Origin of the sequence: Ideonella livida, assembly GCF_010499455.1 — a bacterium.
Lineage (GTDB): Bacteria > Pseudomonadota > Gammaproteobacteria > Burkholderiales > Burkholderiaceae_C > Ideonella > Ideonella livida.
This window is the reverse complement of the sequence record NZ_JAAGOH010000005.1, coordinates 90982-109279: the sequence shown is the minus strand read 5'-3', so window position 1 is coordinate 109279 and position 18298 is coordinate 90982. Positions and strand designations below refer to the sequence as shown.

Below are 18298 nucleotides of genomic sequence, written 5' to 3'. Positions count from 1 at the left end.
ACGAGCCAACAGGAGACACCGATGAGCCGCGAAGACCGTGCCCCGATGATGGGCCGCATGATGCAGATGCCTCTGCTGATTTCCAGCCTGCTGACCCATGCGGAGCGGCATGCGGGCGACACCGAGGTGGTGTCCAAGCGGGTGGAGGGTGACTTGCACCGCACCACCTGGGCGGGTGTGGCCCAGCGGTCCCGGCAGCTGGCGCAGGCCCTGGCCCGCTTGGGCTGCGAACCCGGTCAACGGGTGGGGACCCTGGCCTGGAACGGCCACCGTCACCTGGAGATCTACTACGGCACGTCGGGCTCCGGGCTGGTGTGCCACACCATCAACCCGCGGCTGTTCCCGGAGCAGATCGCCTGGATCGTCCAGGATGCGGCCGATGCGGTGTTGTGCTTTGACCTCAGCTTCCTGCCGCTGGTGGAGAAGCTGGCCCCTTCGCTGACGACGGTGCGCCACCTGGTGCTGATGACGGACCGCGAGCACATGCCCGCGGCCAGCACCCTGCCCGGGCTCCTGTGCTACGAGGAGCTGCTGGCCGCCGAGGACGGTCGCTACCACTGGCCGGACCTGGACGAGAACACCGCCTCCAGCATCTGCTACACCTCGGGCACCACGGGCCATCCGAAGGGGGCGGTCTACAGCCACCGCTCCTCGGTGCTGCACGCCTATGCCGCTGCCTTGCCTGACGCGATGAATTGCGCCTCCCAGGATGTCATCCTGCCCGTGGTGCCCATGTTCCATGTCAACGCCTGGGGCATTCCATACGCCGCGGCCTTGGTGGGGGCCAAGTTGGTGCTGCCCGGCCCCCACCTGGATGGCAAGTCCCTCTACGAGCTTTTCGAGGGCGAGCGGGTGAGCTTCTCCGCCGGGGTGCCCACCGTCTGGCTGGGGCTGATCACCTACATGAAGGCCCAGGGCCTGAAGTTCAGCCACTTCCGGCGCACGGTCATCGGCGGGTCGGCGTGTCCGCCGGCCATGATGAAGACCCTGCAGGAAGACTTTGGCGTGGAGGTGATCCATGCCTGGGGCATGACCGAACTCTCACCGCTGGGCACCCTGTCCAAGCTCAAGAGCAAACACCTGACGCTGCCTGCCGAGGCCCGGCAGCGCCTGCTGGAAAAGCAGGGCCGGGTGATCTACGGCATCGACATGGCCATCATCGACGACGACGGCGTCAGCCTGCCATGGGATGGAAAGTCCTCGGGCAATCTGGTGGTGCGCGGGGGCTGGGTGATCGAGCGCTACCTGGGCAGCCAGGCGTCTCCGCTGGTTAGCGTGGACGGCCAGCCCGGCTGGTTTCCGACAGGCGACGTGGCCACCATTGATGCGGATGGATTCATGCAGATCACCGACCGCAGCAAGGACGTGATCAAGTCCGGGGGCGAATGGATCAGCTCCATTGACCTGGAGAACGTCGCGATGGCCCATCCTGCGGTGCACGAGGCCGCGGTCATCGCAGCACGCCATCCCAAGTGGGACGAGCGGCCGCTGTTGGTGGTGGTGCGCAAGCCCGGCGCCAGCCTCAGCCGCGAAGACATGCTGGCGTTCTATGAAGGCCGCATCGCCAAGTGGCAGATTCCGGACGATGTGGTGTTTGTCGAGGAGATTCCCCACACGGCCACCGGCAAGATCCAGAAGCTCAAGTTGCGGGAGCAGTTCCGCGGGCATGCCTTGCCCACGGGCTGAGCGAGCTGCGGCGGAGGCGGGGAGGCAGGGTGTGCCCGCAGGCCCTGACGCCCCGGAGACCGCGGCGGCGGTCGGCCTGTCACGGGCGGGACAAGCCTTACAGGAAGTCCCTGACGCCGCGCCCTGGGGTCTTGGATACCGTCACAGGCCAGGCTGACAGGGCGCTGCAGCCGCCACCGGCCACAGACCTGCAAAGGAGACAGACATGACGTTCCCCCGCCGCAAGTTCCACACCTTGGCCCTCACGGCCCTCTCGGCCGCCTTGGCCTGCTCGGCCGCCAGCGTCTGGGCACAGAAGGGCGAGACGGTGCGCATCGCCTGGATCGATCCCCTCACCGGGTTGATGGCACCGGTCGGTCAGAACCAGGTCAAGAGCTTCCAGTTCCTGGCCGAGCAGTTCAGCCGCAACAACCCGGCGGGCGTGAAGTTCGAGATCGTCCCCATTGACAACAAGCTCAGCCCGGCCGAAACGCTCAACGCCTTGAAGTCTGCGATTGACCAGGGCGTGCGCTACGTCACCCAAGGCAACGGCTCCGGCGCGGCGCTGGCCCTGATCGACGCGATTGCCAAGCACAACGAGCGCAATCCGGGGCAGGAGGTGCTGTATTTCAACCATTCGGCCGTGGATCCTGACCTGACCAATGGCAAATGTAACTACTGGCACTTCCGTCTGGATGCCGACACCAGCATGAAGATGGAGGCGCTCTCGGCCTTCATGAAGGACCAGAAGGACATCCGCAAGGTCTTCCTGATCAACCAGAACTATGCCCACGGCCACCAGGTGGCCAAGTACGCCAAGGAGGCCTTGGCGGCCAAGCGTCCGGACATCCAGTTTGTGGGAGAGGACCTGCACCCGCTGGCCCAGGTGCGTGACTTCGCCCCCTATGTGGCCAAGATCAAGGCCAGTGGCGCGGACACGGTCATCACCGGCAACTGGGGATCCGACCTGACGCTGCTCATCAAGGCCGCCAACGACGCCGGCCTGAACGTCAAGTTCTTCACCTACTACGCCGGCGTGACCGGCACACCCACCGCCATGGGCGCGGAAGCGGCGGGCCGGGTCTTCCAAGTGTCTTACCTGCATTCCAACATGGGGGGGGTGGCCAGCCAGGTGATGAACGACTTCAAGGCCAAGTTCGGCGCCGACTGGTACACCGGTTCGACCTACCACCTGTTTGCCTTGCTCTCGGCGGCTGTTGCCAAGGCCAAGTCCACCGACCCGGTCAAGGTGGCCGCAGCCCTGGAGGGGCTCAAGGTCAAGAGCTTCAACGGTGAGGTCGAGATGCGCAAGTCCGACCACCAGCTGCAGCAGCCGTTGTTCATCTCGGTCTGGCAGAAGACCGACAAGAAGAACAGCTACGACTTCGAAAACACCGGGCACACCTTTGCCGAGGTCCGGGCCTTCGACAGCTACGTGTCCAGCACGCCCACCACCTGCCAGATGAAGCGACCCTGAGGCGGGCCCGTGTTGGCCCAGGGTCGGTATGTGCCCTGGGCTTGTCGCTGCCGACGATTCTGGGCGACATTTCGGCCCGCGCCCGACCGAGTGGCCGAGCGGGTGGTGGCTGTTTGGCGCCGGCGCGGTTTCCTTTTGGGGGGCGTGCCGGTGCCGGGCGCTGCAGGCCTGCACCCTACAACCCTCCACTGACCGACGCCCAACGTGGACCAGATCCTCATCAACCTGCTCAATGGCCTGAGCTCCGGGCTGCTGTTGTTCATGCTCAGCTCCGGCCTCACGCTGATCTTCAGCATGATGGGCGTGCTCAATTTCGCCCACGCCAGCTTCTACATGCTGGGGGCCTATGTGGCCTACACGCTCACCGGTTGGCTGGGTTTTGGGCTGGCGCTGGTGCTGGCGCCCCTGGTGGTGGGGCTCATGGGCGCCGGCTTTGAGCGGCTGGTGCTGCGCAAGGTGCATGCCTACGGTCATGTGGCCGAGCTGCTCATCACCTTCGGGCTGAGTTATGTGGTGCTGGAGGTGGTGCAGCTCGTCTGGGGTCGCACGCCGCTCTCCTTCAATCCCCCGACCTGGTTGCAGGGGCCAGCCTTTACCTTCGTGCAGTCGGCGCGCGACGGGCTGTCGGTGGTGGGCGGTGCCGCTCCGGCGGAGCTGTGCCGGGCCGGGCAGGAGGTGGTGGTGCAGTGCTCGCGCTTTCCGCTGACCCGCGCTTTCATGATGGTCGTGGCGCTGGGCATGCTGCTGGCGCTGTGGTGGCTGCTCACCCGAACCCGCATCGGACTGGTGATCCAGGCCGCCCTGACCCATCCGGAGATGGCGCAGGCGTTGGGCCACAACGTGCCGCGGGTGTTCATGCTCGTCTTTGGCGCCGGCTGCGCGCTGGCCGGCCTGGCGGGCGTCATCGGCGGCATCACCTTCGTCACCGAGCCTGCCATGGCAGCCGTGGTCGGCTCCATCATTTTTGTGGTGGTGGTGGTGGGCGGCATGGGCTCGCTGGCTGGCGCCTTTGTGGCCTCGGTGCTCATCGGCTTGTTACAGACCTTGCCGCTGACCGTGGATGCCTCGTTGGCCTCGCTGGTGCGCGGCATGGGGGGCGACGTGGGGCCGCAGACGCCGGGCTGGCCGCTGCTGCGTATCACCTTGGCCCAGGCCGCTCCCATCCTGCCTTATCTGCTGCTGGTGCTCATGCTCATCTTCAGGCCCAAGGGCCTGCTGGGCACCCGCGATGAATGACCCTGGGCCCAGGACGACCCTGAACCGACCATGAGCCACATCCACGAAACCCGACCCCACCTGCACTTCCGGCCCTGGAATGTGGGCCGCTGGGTGATCTGGGGACTCTTCGCCCTGGCACTCCTGGTGGCGCCCATGCTCTGGAAGAGCAGCTTTGCCCAGACCATGCTGTGCCAGATCGGCATCGCCATCATCGCCTGCCTGGCCTACAACATGCTGCTGGGGCAGGGGGGGATGCTCAGCTTCGGCCATGCCGTCTACAGCGGCCTGGGCAGCTTCTTGGCGATCCATACCCTCAACTTGGTGGGGCGGGGTGAGCTGGCCCTGCCGGTGAGCCTGGTGCCGCTGGTCGGCGGGCTGGCGGGTCTGTTCTTTGCGGCCCTGCTGGGCTACGTCACCACCAAGAAGGCGGGTACCACCTTCGGGATGATCACCCTGGGCATTGGTGAACTGGTCTGGAGCATGTCGCTGATGCTGCCGGAGTTCTTTGGTGGGGAGGGGGGAATTTCGGCCAACCGGGTGGTGGGTGAGAAGGTCTGGGGGATCAGCTTCGGTCCGCAGTTGCAGGTGTACTACCTGATCGCCGTCTACTGCTTCATCTGCACCGCGGCGATGTACGCCCTCACCCGCACGCCGCTGGGGCGCATCCTCAACGCGGTTCGGGACAACCCGGAGCGGGTGGAATTCATTGGCTATTCCACCCAGCACGTGCGTTACCTGGCCTTCATGCTCTCAGGCTTCTTCGCCGGGATCGCGGGGGGGCTGGGGGCCATCAATTTCGAGATCGTCACCGCCGAGGTGGTGGGGGCGGCACGCTCGGGGGCCTACCTGCTGTTCGTGTTCCTCGGCGGGGCCACCTTCTTCTTCGGTCCCATCATCGGGGCGGTGCTGATGGTGGTGGCGCTGGTGTTGCTGTCTGAGTTCACCAAGGCCTGGCTACTGTACCTGGGTGGCGTGTTCCTGCTGATGGTGATGTATGCGCCGGGTGGCTTTGCGGCGCTGATCATGATGAACCTGCGTGTGGCTGCCTTCGGCAAGCTGCGCAAGCTCTGGACGGCTTACCTGGCGTTGGGGGGCACGGGTTTGACCCTGCTCCTGGGGGGGGCGGCCATGGTGGAAATGGTCTACCACCTGCAGCTCAACGCGGCCCTGGGGCCGATGACGCCCTTCCTGGGGGCGCAGATCAACGCCCTGGGGGTGGATGCCTGGGTCGGCGCGGGGTTCGCCTGTCTGACCGGCGCCTTTCTCTTCGAACTGGCCCGCCGGCACTTCTTGGCGCAGTGGGGCGAGGTGCAGGAAGAGATTGAGCGCGAGATCAAGCGCAGGGAGGGTCTGTGAGCAGCAACGGCTTTGCGTTGGAACTGATCGACGCGCGCAAGTGCTTCGGTAAGACCGAGATCATCCGAGGGGCGAACCTGCAGGTGCGTCCCGGTGAGCGGGTAGCCATCATCGGCCCGAACGGCGCGGGAAAGTCCACGCTCTTCAACCTCATCTCCGGCCGCTTTGGCTTGAGCAGTGGTCAGATCCGGCTGCACGGTCAGCGCATCGATGGTCTCAAACCCTATGAGATCAACCGTCGCGGCTTGGCCCGCAGCTTTCAGGTCAGCAATCTGTTCAACCGGCTTTCGGTCTACGAGAACCTGCGCTGTGCGGTGCTGTGGAGCATGGGCGCACGTTACGCCTTCTGGCGCTTTCTGGCCGACATGCGTGCGGTCAATGACCGCGCCGAGGAGGTGCTGGCCATGATCCGCCTGGACAAGCGTCGTGACCAGCTGGCCGTCAACCTGACCTATGCCGAGCAGCGCGCCTTAGAGATTGGCATCACCATCGCCGGCGGCTCCAGTGTCATCTTGCTGGACGAGCCCACCGCCGGCATGAGCAAGAGTGAGACGACCCGTTTCATCCAGCTCATCCGGGAAGTGACCGAAGGCAAGACCTTGCTGACCGTGGAGCATGACATGGGGGTGGTCTTCGGCCTGGCTGACCGCATTGCCGTCCTGGTCTATGGCGAGGTCATCGCCTTTGACACCCCCGAGGCGGTGCGTGCCAATGCCCGCGTGCAAGAAGCCTATCTAGGCAGCGTGCTGGCCGAGACGCAGGCCGCCGCTGCGCCGTCTTCCTTCGTCGGAGCCTCCGCATGAGTGGCGCCCCCCCCCTGAAGGCCTCTGCGGCCGCCGCGATGGCACCTCACCATGCCCATCCCGGCGTCCCGGCTACTTTCGTGCCGTCCTTGCTGGCGCTGGAGAACCTGCATGCCTACTACGGCAAAAGCCATGTGCTGCACGGTGTCAGCCTGCAGGTGCGGCCCGGGGAGATCGTCAGCCTGTTGGGACGCAATGGCTCCGGTCGATCCACCACCGTCAAGGCCATCATGGGCTTGGTCGACGCTACGGGTTCGGTGCGCTGGCGGGATCGGGAAGAGCTCGTGGGCCGCAAGGCCTACGAGATCGCCCACCTGGGTTTGGGTTACGTGCCGGAGAACCGGGACATCTTTCCCAAGCTCACCGTCCACCAGAACCTGATGCTGGGCGAGAAGGCGCCGCGACGGGGTGCACCGGCACGGCGTTGGCACTTCGAGGACATGTACGCCATGTTCCCCCGCCTGAAGGAGCGGCAGCACACCGAGGCGGGCGTGCTCTCGGGAGGGGAGCAGCAGATGCTGACCCTGTGCCGGACGCTCATGGGGGATCCTGACCTGATCATGATCGACGAACCCACCGAAGGCCTGGCGCCCAAGATCGTCGAGCTGGTGGCCGGCTACCTTCGCGAACTCAAAAACCGAGGCATCAGCGTCCTGCTGGTCGAGCAGAAACTCACCATTGCCCTGGAGGTGTCCGAGCGATGCCTGGTGATGGGGCATGGCCGCATCGTCTTCGAGGGCACGCCGGCGGAGCTCAAGGCCGACGCCTATGTCCGCAAGGAGTGGCTGGAAGTGTGACGGAGCCGCGTGGCGCGCTGGCCATCGCGTGGTGGTCTTGCCGGCGGCTGTGGTTCCCCCGGGCCGTGGATTCCCAGGTTCAGGAGGCTGGTAGCGGCGTGCCCATACGGGCGGTCGGGTTGGCGGACGTGCCGCTTCCCCACCACTGGGCCGGATCCTCGAAGGTCAGGCCGCAGCCTGCACAGCGGTAGCGGTTGCCGTAGCCCAGACGTCCATCGGCACTGCGCTCCACCAACCGGCGGTAGCAGGTCGCATTGCACAGCCGGCACCGGTAGGCCGGGGCGGTGCTGGCCGGGGAAGGTGTGCTGGCGTAGGGCATCGTGCGGGGTGATGGCGGGGGCAGGGCACCGGAATGGCGCCATCCCTTGCCCTGCATCCTGCCTGTCCCACGGGGGGGGCAAGGCGGGAAATGCGGTCCCTGCCGGGCCCTTATTGCGGCGGGTTGGGCGGGGAGGGGCCATCGCCCGGCCCGGCGGCATCCTGCCAATGGCCGTCCCTCAAGACTTGGTGCGGCTGGAAGCCTGTCTTGTAGTCCATCTTGCGGCTGCCCTGGATCCAGTAGCCCAGGTACAGGTGCGGCAGCTTGAGCTGGCGGGTCTGTTCAATCTGCCAGAGGATGCCGTAGGTGCCATAGCTGGCCCCTTCGACATCCGGGTCGTAGAAGGTGTAGACCGCCGACAGTCCGTCCGCCAGCACGTCCACGATGGACACCATGCGCAATGCTCCCTCAGTGCCGGGCTCCCGGAACTCGATGAGGCGGGAGTTGACACGACTCTGCAGCAGGAACTGGCTGTACTGGTCCACGCTGTCCTGGTCCATGCCACCACCGGCATGGCGGCAAGTCTGGTAGCGCAGGTACAGCGCGTAATGGGCTTCATGAAAGCCCAGCCGCATCACCCGGGCCTTGAGGTCGGCGTGGGCTGCCCAGGCTCGGCGATGCCGGCGCGCCGGTGAGAATCGCTGCACGGGGATGCGCAGGGGCACGCAGGCGGCACAGCCTTCGCACAAGGGGCGGTAGGTGAACAGGCCGCTGCGGCGGAAACCACAGGCCACCAAGGCCGAGTAGGCCTCGGTGTGGATCATGTGCCCGGGCGTGGCCACCTGTGAACGGGCCTGCCGCTCAGGCAGGTAGCTGCACGGGTAGGGCGCAGTGGCATAGAACTGCAGCGCCGACAGGGGTGGATCTTTCGAGTGGTTCACGCGTCGTTTTCGACCGGCGCTTGCGCGGTGTTGAGGCCCAGCTGGTGCCAGGGTACCGTCCGGTCGGACCATCGGGGTGTCGGCAGGTCCACGGTGCGGGCCAGGTGGGCCTCGAACTGGGCGCGACGTATCGGTCTGGCGCCCAGGCTGGCCAGGTGGGCGGTTTCCTGCTGGCAGTCGATCAGTTCAATCTGGTCTTCGCGGCACAGCGCCACCAGGGCGCACAGCGCCATCTTGGAGGCGTCCGTGGCATGGGCGAACATGGATTCGCCAAAGAACATGCGTCCGATCATCAGGCCGTACAGCCCACCCACAAGCTGACCGTCCTGCCAGGTTTCAACGCTGTGGGCCACGCCCAGACCGTGCAGCCTCTGATAGGCACGCACCATTTCGGGCAGGATCCAAGTGCCCGCCTGGCCGTGGCGCGGTGTTTGGGCACACGCCTGGATGACCCGATCGAAGTGAAGGTCCAGCCGCACTTCCAGGCGCCCGCTGGCCAGCCCCTGCCTCACGGCCCGCTTCAGGCTGCGTGAGAGCTTGAACTCCGCCACCGGCAGGACCATGCGCGGATGTGGCGTCCACCACAAGATGGGCTGGCCTTGGGCATACCAGGGGAAGATGCCGCGCCGATAGGCTTGCACCAATCGGTCAGCGGACAGATCGGCGCCGACGGCCAGGAGGCCGGGCGCATCGGTCGCCTCGTCCAGTGCCAAGGCGGTCGGAGGGAAGGGGTCTTGGGGCTGCAGCCAAGTCAGGGGCATGCTTCAAGCATACCGGCACCGGCCTGCGCCGGCCGCACTGTCCGCATCGGCCGTTATGGGCGCACCGGGCGGGCCGGCCCGGTGCGCCTGGGCGCGAGGTCGTGGCGATGCCTCTGGACTTCCCCGTCTAGGTCACGCCAGTGGCAGCAGCGGCACGATCAGCAGGGCCACGATGTTGATGATCTTGATCAGCGGGTTGACCGCCGGCCCTGCCGTGTCCTTGTAAGGGTCTCCCACGGTGTCGCCTGTCACCGCAGCCTTGTGCGCGTCACTGCCCTTGCCGCCGTGGTGTCCGTCTTCAATGTACTTCTTGGCGTTGTCCCAGGCCCCACCACCGGTGCACATGGAGATTGCCACGAACAGGCCCGTGACGATGGTGCCCATCAGCAGGCCACCCAACGCGGCAGGCCCCAGCAGCAGGCCCACCAGGATGGGCACAACCACCGGCAGCAGGGATGGAATGATCATCTCGCGGATGGCCGCGGAGGTGAGCATGTCCACAGCCTTGCCGTACTCGGGCTTGCCGGTGCCTTCCATGATGCCGGGGATGTCACGGAACTGGCGACGCACCTCCTCCACCACCGCGCCCGCGGCGCGGCCCACCGCCTCCATGGCCATGGCGCCGAAGAGGTAGGGGATGAGCCCACCGATGAACAGGCCCACGATGACCTTGTGGTCCGACAGGTCGAAGGCCAGGTGCGCCCCACGGGCTTCCAGGGCATGTGTGTAGTCCGCAAACAGCACCAGGGCGGCCAGGCCAGCGGAGCCGATGGCATAGCCCTTGGTCACCGCCTTGGTCGTGTTGCCCACGGCGTCCAGCGGGTCGGTGATGTCGCGCACGCTGTCCGGCAACTCGGCCATTTCCGCAATGCCGCCGGCGTTGTCGGTGATGGGGCCATAGGCATCCAGGGCGACGACGATACCCGCCATGCTGAGCATGGCCGTGGCTGCGATGGCGATGCCATAGAGCCCTGCCAGTGCATAGGCCGACCAGATGGCCACGCAGACGAAGAGCACCGGCCATGCAGTGGACTTCATCGACACGCCCAGGCCCGCGATGATGTTGGTGCCGTGCCCCGTGGTGGAGGCCTTGGCCACATGCTGCACGGGGGCGTAGTCGGTACCGGTGTAGTACTCGGTGATCCAGACCATCGCGGCGGTCAGAGCCAGGCCGACCACGCAGGCGCCGAAGAGCTTGAGGTGGGTACCTGCGCCCAGGGCGTCCGCCGGCATGACGAGGGTGGTGACGAAGTAGAAGGCCACCAGGGAGATCACCCCGGCCACGATCAGGCCCTTGTACAGCGCGGGCATCACATTGCGCATGCCCGGCGTCGCCTTGACGAAGCCACAGCCGACGATGGAGGCCAGGATCGACACGCCGCCCAGCAGCAGCGGATAGACCACCGCGGCCTGCGGCGCGGCGGTGACCATCAGGGCGCCCAAGGCCATGGTGGCAATCAACGTGACCGCGTAGGTCTCGAACAGGTCGGCCGCCATGCCGGCGCAGTCGCCCACGTTATCGCCCACGTTGTCGGCGATCACTGCCGGGTTGCGGGGGTCATCCTCGGGGATGCCGGCTTCCACCTTGCCCACCAGGTCCGCACCGACGTCGGCGCCCTTGGTGAAGATGCCGCCCCCCAGGCGGGCGAAGATCGAAATCAGGGAGGAGCCGAAGGCGAAGCCGAGCAGGGGCTTGAGCTGCGTGGCCAGCGTGGCCTGCGCCGCGCTGCTGTCCACCAGCACCAGATAGAACAGCCCGACGCCCAGCAGCCCCAGACCGACCACCAGCATGCCGGTGATGGCACCGCCCTTGAAGGCAACTTCCAGCGCCGGCCCGATACCACGGGTGGCCGCCTGGGCGGTCCGCACGTTGGCACGCACGGACACATTCATGCCGATGAAGCCGCAGGCGCCCGAGAGCACCGCGCCCAGCACGAACCCCACGGCCGTGCGCAAGTCCAGGAACCATCCAATCAGCACCGCCAGCAGCACGCCGACCAGGGCAATGGTCTTGTACTGCCTGGCCAGGTAGGCGGCGGCTCCCTGCTGCACGGCCCCGGCGATCTCCTGCATCCGGGCATTGCCGGCATCCTGGGCCAATATCCAGCTTCGCTGCACGAAGCCGTAGATCACGGCCACCAGGCCGCAGACGAGCGCGCTGTAGAGCGCCACGGAAGTGGACATCAAGACTCTCCTTCCTCTCACGCAGAATCCGCGTCGGGCGGATCTGAACCCGGTCAGCGCCTGTGGGCGCCGCCCTCCGGGGCCGGCCAAACCATGCTAGAGGAATCGGCCTCCCCCCAGCTTGGTGTTTTCCTGCGCTGCATCAAGCCGTCCGCATGTCAGGGCAAGGCAAGGCCGGAACGTAGAATGCGGGTTTCCCCTCCCAGCACTTCAGCCACGGATTCACACCATGAGCCTGCACAACGTGACGCCCGGAGACAAGGCGCCCGAAGAGTTCAACGTCATCATCGAAATTCCGATGAACGGCGATCCGATCAAGTACGAGGTGGACCATGAGTCCGGTGCGCTGTTCGTGGACCGTTTCATGTCCACGGCCATGCACTACCCGACCAACTACGGTTATGTGCCCAACACCCTGGCGGCTGATGGCGATCCGGTCGACGTGCTGGTCATCACCCCGGTGCCCCTGATCCCCGGTGTGGTGGTCAAGTGCCGTGCGATCGGCATGCTCAAGATGGAAGACGAGGCCGGTGGCGACAACAAGCTGATCGCCGTGCCCGTCAAGAAGATCCTGCCGCTTTACAGCAGCTGGAACAAGCCTGAGGACATGAACCCCATGCGCCTCAACAGCATCAAGCACTTCTTCGAGCACTACAAGGACTTGGAGCCCGGCAAGTGGGTCAAGGTCACGGGTTGGGAAGGCCCGGAAGCCGCCAAGAAGGAAATCACCGACGGCATGGCCGCCTACAAGGCTGCCGAGAACAAGGCCTGATCCCGGCCTGAACCTCGCGCGCGGGTGTGCCGCGCGCTGCCTAAAACGGCGGAACCCGTGCTCTTGCGGGTTCCGCCGTTTTGCTTGGTGCCGCCGCTGTGGACGGCGGGGCGCTGAGCCGGCATCGCGTCGCGTGAATAATCCGGGCTTTTCACGTTGTTGCGCCATGACGACCTCCTTGCCGCCCCTGTCCGCCGCCCTTGTGCAGATCAACGCCACCGTCGGGGACCTGGCGGGCAATGTGGCGCTGATCGAGCAGGCCTGCCGCCGAGCCCATGCGGCGGGTGCCCGGCTGGTGGTCACGCCTGAACTCAGCCTCACCGGCTATCCGCCCGAGGACCTGCTGCTGCGCCCCGCCTTCATGCAGGCTTGCGCCGAACAGGTGCTGGCCTTGGCGAGCCGCCTGGCCGACTGCGAGGGCTTGCACGTCGTGCTGGGGCATCCCAGTGCCTGGGAGGAGGCAGATGCATTGCGCTCGCGGTCGGTTTCGCTGCCGCGACGGTTCAATTCGGCTTCGGTCATCGCGGGTGGACAGGTCAGGGCGTGCTATCACAAGCGCGAATTGCCCAACTACCAAGTCTTTGACGAACGCCGCTACTTCGCCACGGGGCGGGACGTCGGGCAATCCGCGGTGGTGGTCGAGGTCGCGGGTTGGCGGGTGGGGCTGCTCATCTGTGAGGATGCATGGTTCGAGGAGCCGGCGGCGGCGGCCAAGGCGGCGGGGGCCCAGCTGCTGTGCGTGTTGAACGCCTCTCCGTTCCACATCGACAAGCACGGCGAGCGGGAAGCCCGCATGTCGAACCGCGCCGCCAAGGTGGGCCTGCCACTGCTCTATGCCCACTTGGTGGGTGGGCAGGATGAGGTAGTCTTCGATGGGGCATCCTTTGCGGTGGATGCGCAAGGGGCCGTGTGCGCGCGCGCGCCGAGTTTCGAGCCGGCCGAGCTCCTGCTGAGCGTGGCGCACGGCGGACGGGTGTCCGGGCCGCTGGCGCCTCTGCCAAGCGTGGAGGAGCAGGTCTGGAAGGCCCTGGTGATGGGGGTGCGGGACTATGTGGGCAAGAACGGCTTTCCTGGGGCGCTGATTGGTTTGTCAGGCGGCGTGGACTCCGCGCTGGTGCTGGCCGTGGCGGTGGATGCCTTGGGTGCCGACCGGGTGCGGGCCGTGATGATGCCGTCTCCTTACACCGCGGATATCTCCTGGATCGACGCCCGCGACATGGTGGCCCGCCTGGGTGTGCGCTACGACGAGATTGCCATCACCCCCATGTTCGACCGTTTCCGCGAGGCGCTCGCTCCGCAGTTCCAAGGCTTGGCGGAAGACACCACCGAAGAGAACATCCAAGCCCGCATTCGCGGCACGCTGCTCATGGCGCTGTCCAACAAGACCGGCAGCATCGTCCTGACGACCGGCAATAAGAGCGAGATGGCCACCGGTTATTGCACCCTGTACGGCGACATGGCCGGTGGGTTTGCGGTGATCAAGGATGTGGCCAAGACCTTGGTCTACCGCCTTTGCCGATGGAAGAACGGCCAGGCCACACCCCGCGCGGATGGCAGCGTGGGGCCTTGGATCCCGGAGCGCATCATCGAGCGTGCGCCATCGGCAGAGTTGCGCCCGGACCAGAAAGACCAGGACAGCCTTCCACCCTATGACGTGCTGGATGCCATCCTGGCCCGTTACATGGAAGAGGATCAGTCCATTGAGGACATCGTGGCGGCCGGTTTTGAACGCGCCGACGTCGAGAAGATCACCCGCCTCATCAAGATCAATGAGTACAAGCGGCGCCAGTCCCCAGTGGGCATTCGCATCACCCATCGCGCTTTCGGGCGCGATTGGCGGTACCCGATCACTTCGCGGTTCCGTGCTTAAATCCGTGTATCGATTCCCTTTTTCCCGCCGTCAGGAGATCCGACATGAAACAAGTCACTGCCATCATCAAGCCTTTCAAGCTGGAGGAGGTGCGTGAGGCGCTGGCCGAAGTGGGCGTGTCGGGCCTGACGGTGACCGAGGTGAAGGGCTTCGGCCGACAGAAGGGCCACACCGAGCTCTATCGCGGCGCGGAGTACGTGGTGGACTTCCTGCCCAAGGTGAAGGTGGAGGCTGTCATCAAGGATGCGGACGTGGACCGTGCCATTGAAGCCATCGTCAAGGCGGCCAAGACCGGCAAGATCGGTGACGGCAAGATCTTCGTCACCCCCATTGAGCAGGTGGTCCGCATCCGTACCGGTGAGACCGACGAGTCTGCCATTTGATTGGTGCTGACCGAAGGCGCCCAGTTCTACACCGAGGCGCCCGAGGTTCAACCGCTGTGGACCATCATTGCGCGGGCCACAGCGGTCTGGCCTCACCGGGCTGAAGGAGCGGGTTCTCGATCCGGCGGCAGGTGGCTGTTGCGCGCTCAGATTGCCCGCAAGTTGGCGACGGTCGTGTCTTGAGCGGTGCCCTCGGCCAGGGCATCCAGCGCGTCTTCTGGCGAGCAGGCCCACCGGACCATGTCCATCTGTCCTGCATCCATGAATCCGCTGCAAACGGCCTGCTCCAGAAACCGTTGCAATGGGTCGTAGAACCCTTCGACATTGAGCAGGGCGATGGGGCGGCCGTGATAGCCCAGGTGCCGCCATGTCCAAACCTCGAACAACTCTTCCAGGGTCCCAATGCCACCGGGCAGGGCGAGGAAGCCGTGGGACAGTTCGGCCATCTTCTGCTTGCGCTGGTGCATGGACTGGACCACATGCAGCTCGGTCAGTCCGTGGTGGCCGACCTCGCGGGCCATCAAGCGCTCCGGAATCACTCCCACCACCGCTCCCCCTGCCTGCAGGCAAGCGTCTGCAACGATGCCCATCAGGCCCACGTTGCCACCTCCGTAGACCAGGCGCCAGCCTCTTCGGCCCATGGAAGTGCCTACGGCGCGGGCTGCTTCGATGAAGGCGGGATGGGCTCCCGGGCGCGAGCCGCAATAAACGCAGAGGGTGAATGGGGTGGGCATGTCGGCAGGCCTCATGCCAGGAAGCGGGTCCAGACTGCCGCCAGCCACACTCCCGCGCACAGCAGCAGCGAGAGCAGCACGGCCGCGCTGGCGATGTCCTTGGCCCGACCGGACAGTTCGTGCATTTCGAAACCCACCCGGTCCACGGCCGCCTCCACTGCGGAATTGAGCAACTCGACGATCATGACCAGCAAGACAGTGCCGGCCAGCAAGGCAGTTTCCACCCAGTTCCGTCCTACCCAAATGGCGGCCGGCAGCATCAGCATGGCCAACCAGCATTCCTGCCGGAAGGCGCTCTCCCCGCGATAGGCCTGCTTGAGGCCCGACCAGGAGTAGCCGGCGGCGTGGATGACCCGGTCGATGCCGGTTCTGCCCTTGTGAGGGTTGGTCATGTGAGGAGAAGGAAGACTTGAACGCGGGTCTACGGCAACGCTGGTCAAGCGGGCGTCCCGCCGGTAGGGCGGTTGGCATCGTACCCCGCACCGCGGTTCTGCGAGGCGATGAGCGTGCGAGCCTCGATCAGGCTTTGGGGCGAGGCGGGGCTTGCACCACGCGGGTGCCGCACAGCACGTCATGTGGCAGCTGCCGATCTTTTCGCAGGTGTCCCAGCGCCGCGTAGCCCAAGACACCGGAGAGCAGTACGGTGGATATGCTGGCCGCATCCTTCAAACCTGCGAGCTGCAGCGTCAGCAGCGCCGGCGCAAACCACACCCAGCTCAACAGGTAGCGGCATGCCGCACGCAGAGGTTGTACCGGCCCACCGTCCTGGCGCTCCACACGCAAGTGCCAGGCCTTGGTGGCGACGGTCTGACCTCCATGGGTCCAGAACCACACGAAATAGACGCCCAGCACCAGAAACTCGAACACCTGCAGACCCAGACTTCCTCTAAGCCCATGGCGCATGTTGGTGGCCACGGAGTAAATCAGGCCGGACACCATGAGCAGGCCGAAAAGCAAGATGCCTTCGTAGGTGAAGGCTGCAAGGCGGCGGAAGTAGCCGGGGGCCTGCGGGGAGTTCAAGGGTTCGGACATCCATAGTCGGCAAGCCGTTGCCGGCCTGCTTGGGTGCTTGGACAGCGGTCAGGAACCTGCTGCCGTTGTCGTCTCTGATCGGCTGGCGGCAAGCTCCGGCAGCGGGGCGACCTGGGGTGCTGCCATCGGGGTGCCACGCACCGGCAAGGCCCCGGCGGCCTGCGGGCCCCGCTTAGGCAGCAGGGTGGCGGAATCCACCATGCCGGGGCTGGCGGCGATCTTGGGCAAGCCCCCCTGTTGATGGCTGGGCTTGCCGGTGGACTTGTCGTTGAGCAGGTTGGTGGTGGCACCTGTGCCCGCGCGGACTACCGCTCCGTTGCCTGGCAGCGCTGAAGGAGAGGCAGATTTTGCCGGACTGGCCACGACGTTGCTCTTGGGTGCCACGGTGGTCAAGGGGGCTGTTCGCAGCGCCGTGGAGGGGGAGGAGGCCGGGCTCGCGGACGGTGCGGCGCGCACCGGGCCGGGGCGGCGCTCCGCCAGTTGCTGACGTTGTTCCTGAGGCAGACTCTGGTAGGCCTCCCACTGGGCCTGTCGGTCGGTAGACGGCGCCAGTGTCCGGACCTCCTGGAAGTTCAGGCGGGCCACCCGGCGCTGCTCCGGAGACATGCGGGCCCACTCTTGCATCTTCTCCCGTGCCCGACGCTGCTGTTCCGGATTCAGGATCGCGTAGCGGCGAGCCACCTCCAGCCACTTGCTGCGGTGATCGGCCGTGAGTGTCTCCCAGTCCTTGGCCAGTGGCGCCAGCACGGACTGATGGGCAGGGGCGAGTTGCTTCCAGCGCGGGTCATCCGTACCGCGCAGGGGCTGCGCGGTTGCGTGAAGGGTCACACTCAATGTGACCACCAGGCTCCAGCGGATCAAGCCAAGACGCCGAGGCTGCATGTCACTCCTGCTGTGATTTCAGGTATTCCAGGAAACCAGGATCGGTGTAGGCCTCCACCGGCAGGTCATCGACCAGCAAATCGCCATCGATCTCCGCAACGGCGCGAACCTCTGCGCGGTGCTGCCACTCGTCGATGGCTACCATGCCCAAGAGCAGCAGTGCCACCGGCACGGCCGAGGCGACACGACGCAGCCAGGCGGGCAGCGGGGTGGCCGGCAGATTACGGTGGCGGCGGCGTGATGCGCTGCGGCCGAGGACGGCCGAGCGGCTCACCGCCTGCTCCCGGGCAAATCGCAGTCGCTCCGCAATGTCCGCGGGCAGCTCGTCTGCACGCTCGGACAGCGCGACCGTGATCCGGCCCGCCAGCTGAGCCTCCAGAGTGTCAGAGTCCGCTCCCTGTCGGTCTGGTGACCGTGGGATGCTGGGTGCGTGCAGCGTGGCGCTGAGACTGTTCATAGTGAAATCCCCCTGGATCGGAGCAGCTTGGCCAGCGTGTGCACGGCGCGTGAGCAATGCGTCTTCACACTGCCTTCGGTGCACCCCATCACATTGGCTGTCTCCGCAACGTCCAAATCTTCCCAGTAACGCAGCAGGAAAGCTTCGCGTTGACGCGTCGGCAATTTGGCGACCTCTTGCTCGATCACTTGCAACGTCTGTGCCCGGCTGAAGCTGTCTGCGGCGCTCTCCGTCCCATGGCCTTCTCCGGCTTCCAGGGACTCCAGCAGGTCGAAGTCGCCTTCGCCGTCCGGAGACTCGAAGTCCGACAGGTTGCTGATGACCGCCTGCCGGACTTTGCGTCGCCGGAACCAATCCATCGTGGCGTTCGACAGGATCCGCTGAAAGAGCATCGGCCACTCAGAGGGGGGGCGATCCCGGTAATGCTCCGCCAGCCGGATCATCGAGTCCTGCACGATGTCCAGGGCACCATCCTCGTCCTTGACGGCGAAAACTGTTCGCTTGAAGGCGCGTCTTTCGACGCTCTTGAGGAAGTCCGAGAGTTCTTTGTCAGTGGCCAATGGCAGGTCAACGGTGGCCGGATTGCGGATCCGGAACCCACGAGTATCGCACTTGGCGAAAGTTTGTTGGTCGTCCCCCGGGCAAGCACGGATCCGGTGCAATAATGCGCGCTTGCACTGATGGTGCATGAGATCGTTTATGCCGAC

19 protein-coding genes are annotated in these 18298 nt (G+C 65.7%); 9 read left to right on the top strand and 10 right to left on the bottom strand.

What is annotated here, in order from left to right; all coding sequences use genetic code 11:
* Positions 1 to 45 precede the first annotated feature (45 nt).
* From G3A44_RS06075 to G3A44_RS06050, 6 genes are all read left to right on the top strand, one after another.
* The gene (locus G3A44_RS06075; RefSeq protein WP_163456709.1) at positions 46 to 1686 is read left to right on the top strand and encodes a 3-(methylthio)propionyl-CoA ligase; all 1641 of its coding nucleotides are present in this window, start codon (positions 46 to 48) and stop codon (positions 1684 to 1686) included.
* Between the two features lie 205 nt (positions 1687 to 1891).
* Positions 1892 to 3142, top strand: a complete 1251-nt coding sequence (locus G3A44_RS06070; protein WP_163456615.1) for a branched-chain amino acid ABC transporter substrate-binding protein — start codon at positions 1892 to 1894, stop codon at positions 3140 to 3142.
* 261 nt (positions 3143 to 3403) lie between these two features.
* On the top strand, positions 3404 to 4378 hold the full coding sequence (locus G3A44_RS06065) for a branched-chain amino acid ABC transporter permease (RefSeq protein ID WP_203561315.1): 975 nt from the start codon (positions 3404 to 3406) through the stop codon (positions 4376 to 4378).
* Between the two features lie 30 nt (positions 4379 to 4408).
* Positions 4409 to 5716 (top strand): branched-chain amino acid ABC transporter permease, encoded by a 1308-nt coding sequence (locus tag G3A44_RS06060; RefSeq protein WP_163456613.1) that lies wholly within the window; start codon positions 4409 to 4411, stop codon positions 5714 to 5716.
* Positions 5713 to 6519: an ABC transporter ATP-binding protein gene (locus G3A44_RS06055; protein WP_163456612.1), complete on the top strand. Its 807-nt coding sequence runs from the start codon at positions 5713 to 5715 to the stop codon at positions 6517 to 6519. The genes G3A44_RS06060 and G3A44_RS06055 overlap by 4 nt, the downstream gene beginning before the upstream one ends.
* Before the next feature lie 89 nt (positions 6520 to 6608).
* Positions 6609 to 7316: an ABC transporter ATP-binding protein gene (locus tag G3A44_RS06050; RefSeq protein WP_163456708.1), complete on the top strand. Its 708-nt coding sequence runs from the start codon at positions 6609 to 6611 to the stop codon at positions 7314 to 7316.
* Between the two features lie 79 nt (positions 7317 to 7395).
* Here G3A44_RS06050 and G3A44_RS06045 read toward each other — a convergent pair whose 3' ends face one another.
* The 4 genes from G3A44_RS06045 to G3A44_RS06030 form a co-directional block, all read right to left on the bottom strand.
* Entirely contained in the window at positions 7396 to 7635 is a 240-nt protein-coding gene (locus tag G3A44_RS06045) for a hypothetical protein (RefSeq protein WP_163456611.1), read from the bottom strand.
* A 110-nt stretch (positions 7636 to 7745) separates the two neighbouring features.
* Entirely contained in the window at positions 7746 to 8516 is a 771-nt protein-coding gene (locus G3A44_RS06040; RefSeq protein ID WP_163456610.1) for an arginyltransferase, read from the bottom strand.
* Positions 8513 to 9277 carry a leucyl/phenylalanyl-tRNA--protein transferase gene (gene aat, locus G3A44_RS06035; protein ID WP_163456609.1) on the bottom strand — a complete coding sequence of 255 codons (765 nt, stop codon included), beginning with the start codon at positions 9275 to 9277 and terminating at the stop codon, positions 8513 to 8515. The genes G3A44_RS06040 and aat overlap by 4 nt, the downstream gene beginning before the upstream one ends.
* A 132-nt stretch (positions 9278 to 9409) precedes the next feature.
* Entirely contained in the window at positions 9410 to 11461 is a 2052-nt protein-coding gene (locus G3A44_RS06030) for a sodium-translocating pyrophosphatase (RefSeq protein ID WP_163456608.1), read from the bottom strand.
* Between the two features lie 229 nt (positions 11462 to 11690).
* Between G3A44_RS06030 and ppa the strand changes: the two genes are divergently transcribed.
* From ppa to G3A44_RS06015, 3 genes are all read left to right on the top strand, one after another.
* A complete protein-coding gene (gene ppa, locus G3A44_RS06025) occupies positions 11691 to 12233 on the top strand; it encodes an inorganic diphosphatase (RefSeq protein WP_163456607.1) in 543 nt (180 codons plus the stop codon).
* Between the two features lie 166 nt (positions 12234 to 12399).
* Complete coding sequence (locus tag G3A44_RS06020; protein ID WP_163456606.1) at positions 12400 to 14103, top strand: NAD+ synthase; 1704 nt, start codon at positions 12400 to 12402, stop codon at positions 14101 to 14103.
* A 44-nt stretch (positions 14104 to 14147) separates the two neighbouring features.
* Complete coding sequence (locus tag G3A44_RS06015; RefSeq protein WP_163456605.1) at positions 14148 to 14486, top strand: P-II family nitrogen regulator; 339 nt, start codon at positions 14148 to 14150, stop codon at positions 14484 to 14486.
* Between the two features lie 146 nt (positions 14487 to 14632).
* Here the strand turns inward: G3A44_RS06015 and G3A44_RS06010 are convergent, their stop codons facing one another.
* The 6 genes from G3A44_RS06010 to G3A44_RS05985 form a co-directional block, all read right to left on the bottom strand.
* Entirely contained in the window at positions 14633 to 15220 is a 588-nt protein-coding gene (locus tag G3A44_RS06010; RefSeq protein WP_163456604.1) for an LOG family protein, read from the bottom strand.
* A gap of 11 nt (positions 15221 to 15231) precedes the next feature.
* Positions 15232 to 15612 (bottom strand): diacylglycerol kinase, encoded by a 381-nt coding sequence (locus G3A44_RS06005; RefSeq protein WP_163456603.1) that lies wholly within the window; start codon positions 15610 to 15612, stop codon positions 15232 to 15234.
* Positions 15613 to 15739: 127 nt separating this feature from the next.
* Entirely contained in the window at positions 15740 to 16252 is a 513-nt protein-coding gene (locus G3A44_RS06000; protein ID WP_163456602.1) for an RDD family protein, read from the bottom strand.
* A gap of 48 nt (positions 16253 to 16300) precedes the next feature.
* Entirely contained in the window at positions 16301 to 17080 is a 780-nt protein-coding gene (locus G3A44_RS05995; RefSeq protein WP_163456601.1) for a DUF3106 domain-containing protein, read from the bottom strand.
* Positions 17081 to 17135: 55 nt separating this feature from the next.
* The gene (locus G3A44_RS05990) at positions 17136 to 17591 is read right to left on the bottom strand and encodes a DUF3619 family protein (RefSeq protein ID WP_163456600.1); all 456 of its coding nucleotides are present in this window, start codon (positions 17589 to 17591) and stop codon (positions 17136 to 17138) included.
* Positions 17588 to 18151, bottom strand: coding sequence for an RNA polymerase sigma factor (locus G3A44_RS05985; protein ID WP_163456707.1), 564 nt, complete (start codon positions 18149 to 18151; stop codon positions 17588 to 17590). Before G3A44_RS05985 ends, G3A44_RS05990 begins: the two co-directional genes overlap by 4 nt.
* Between the last annotated feature and the right edge of the window lie 147 nt (positions 18152 to 18298).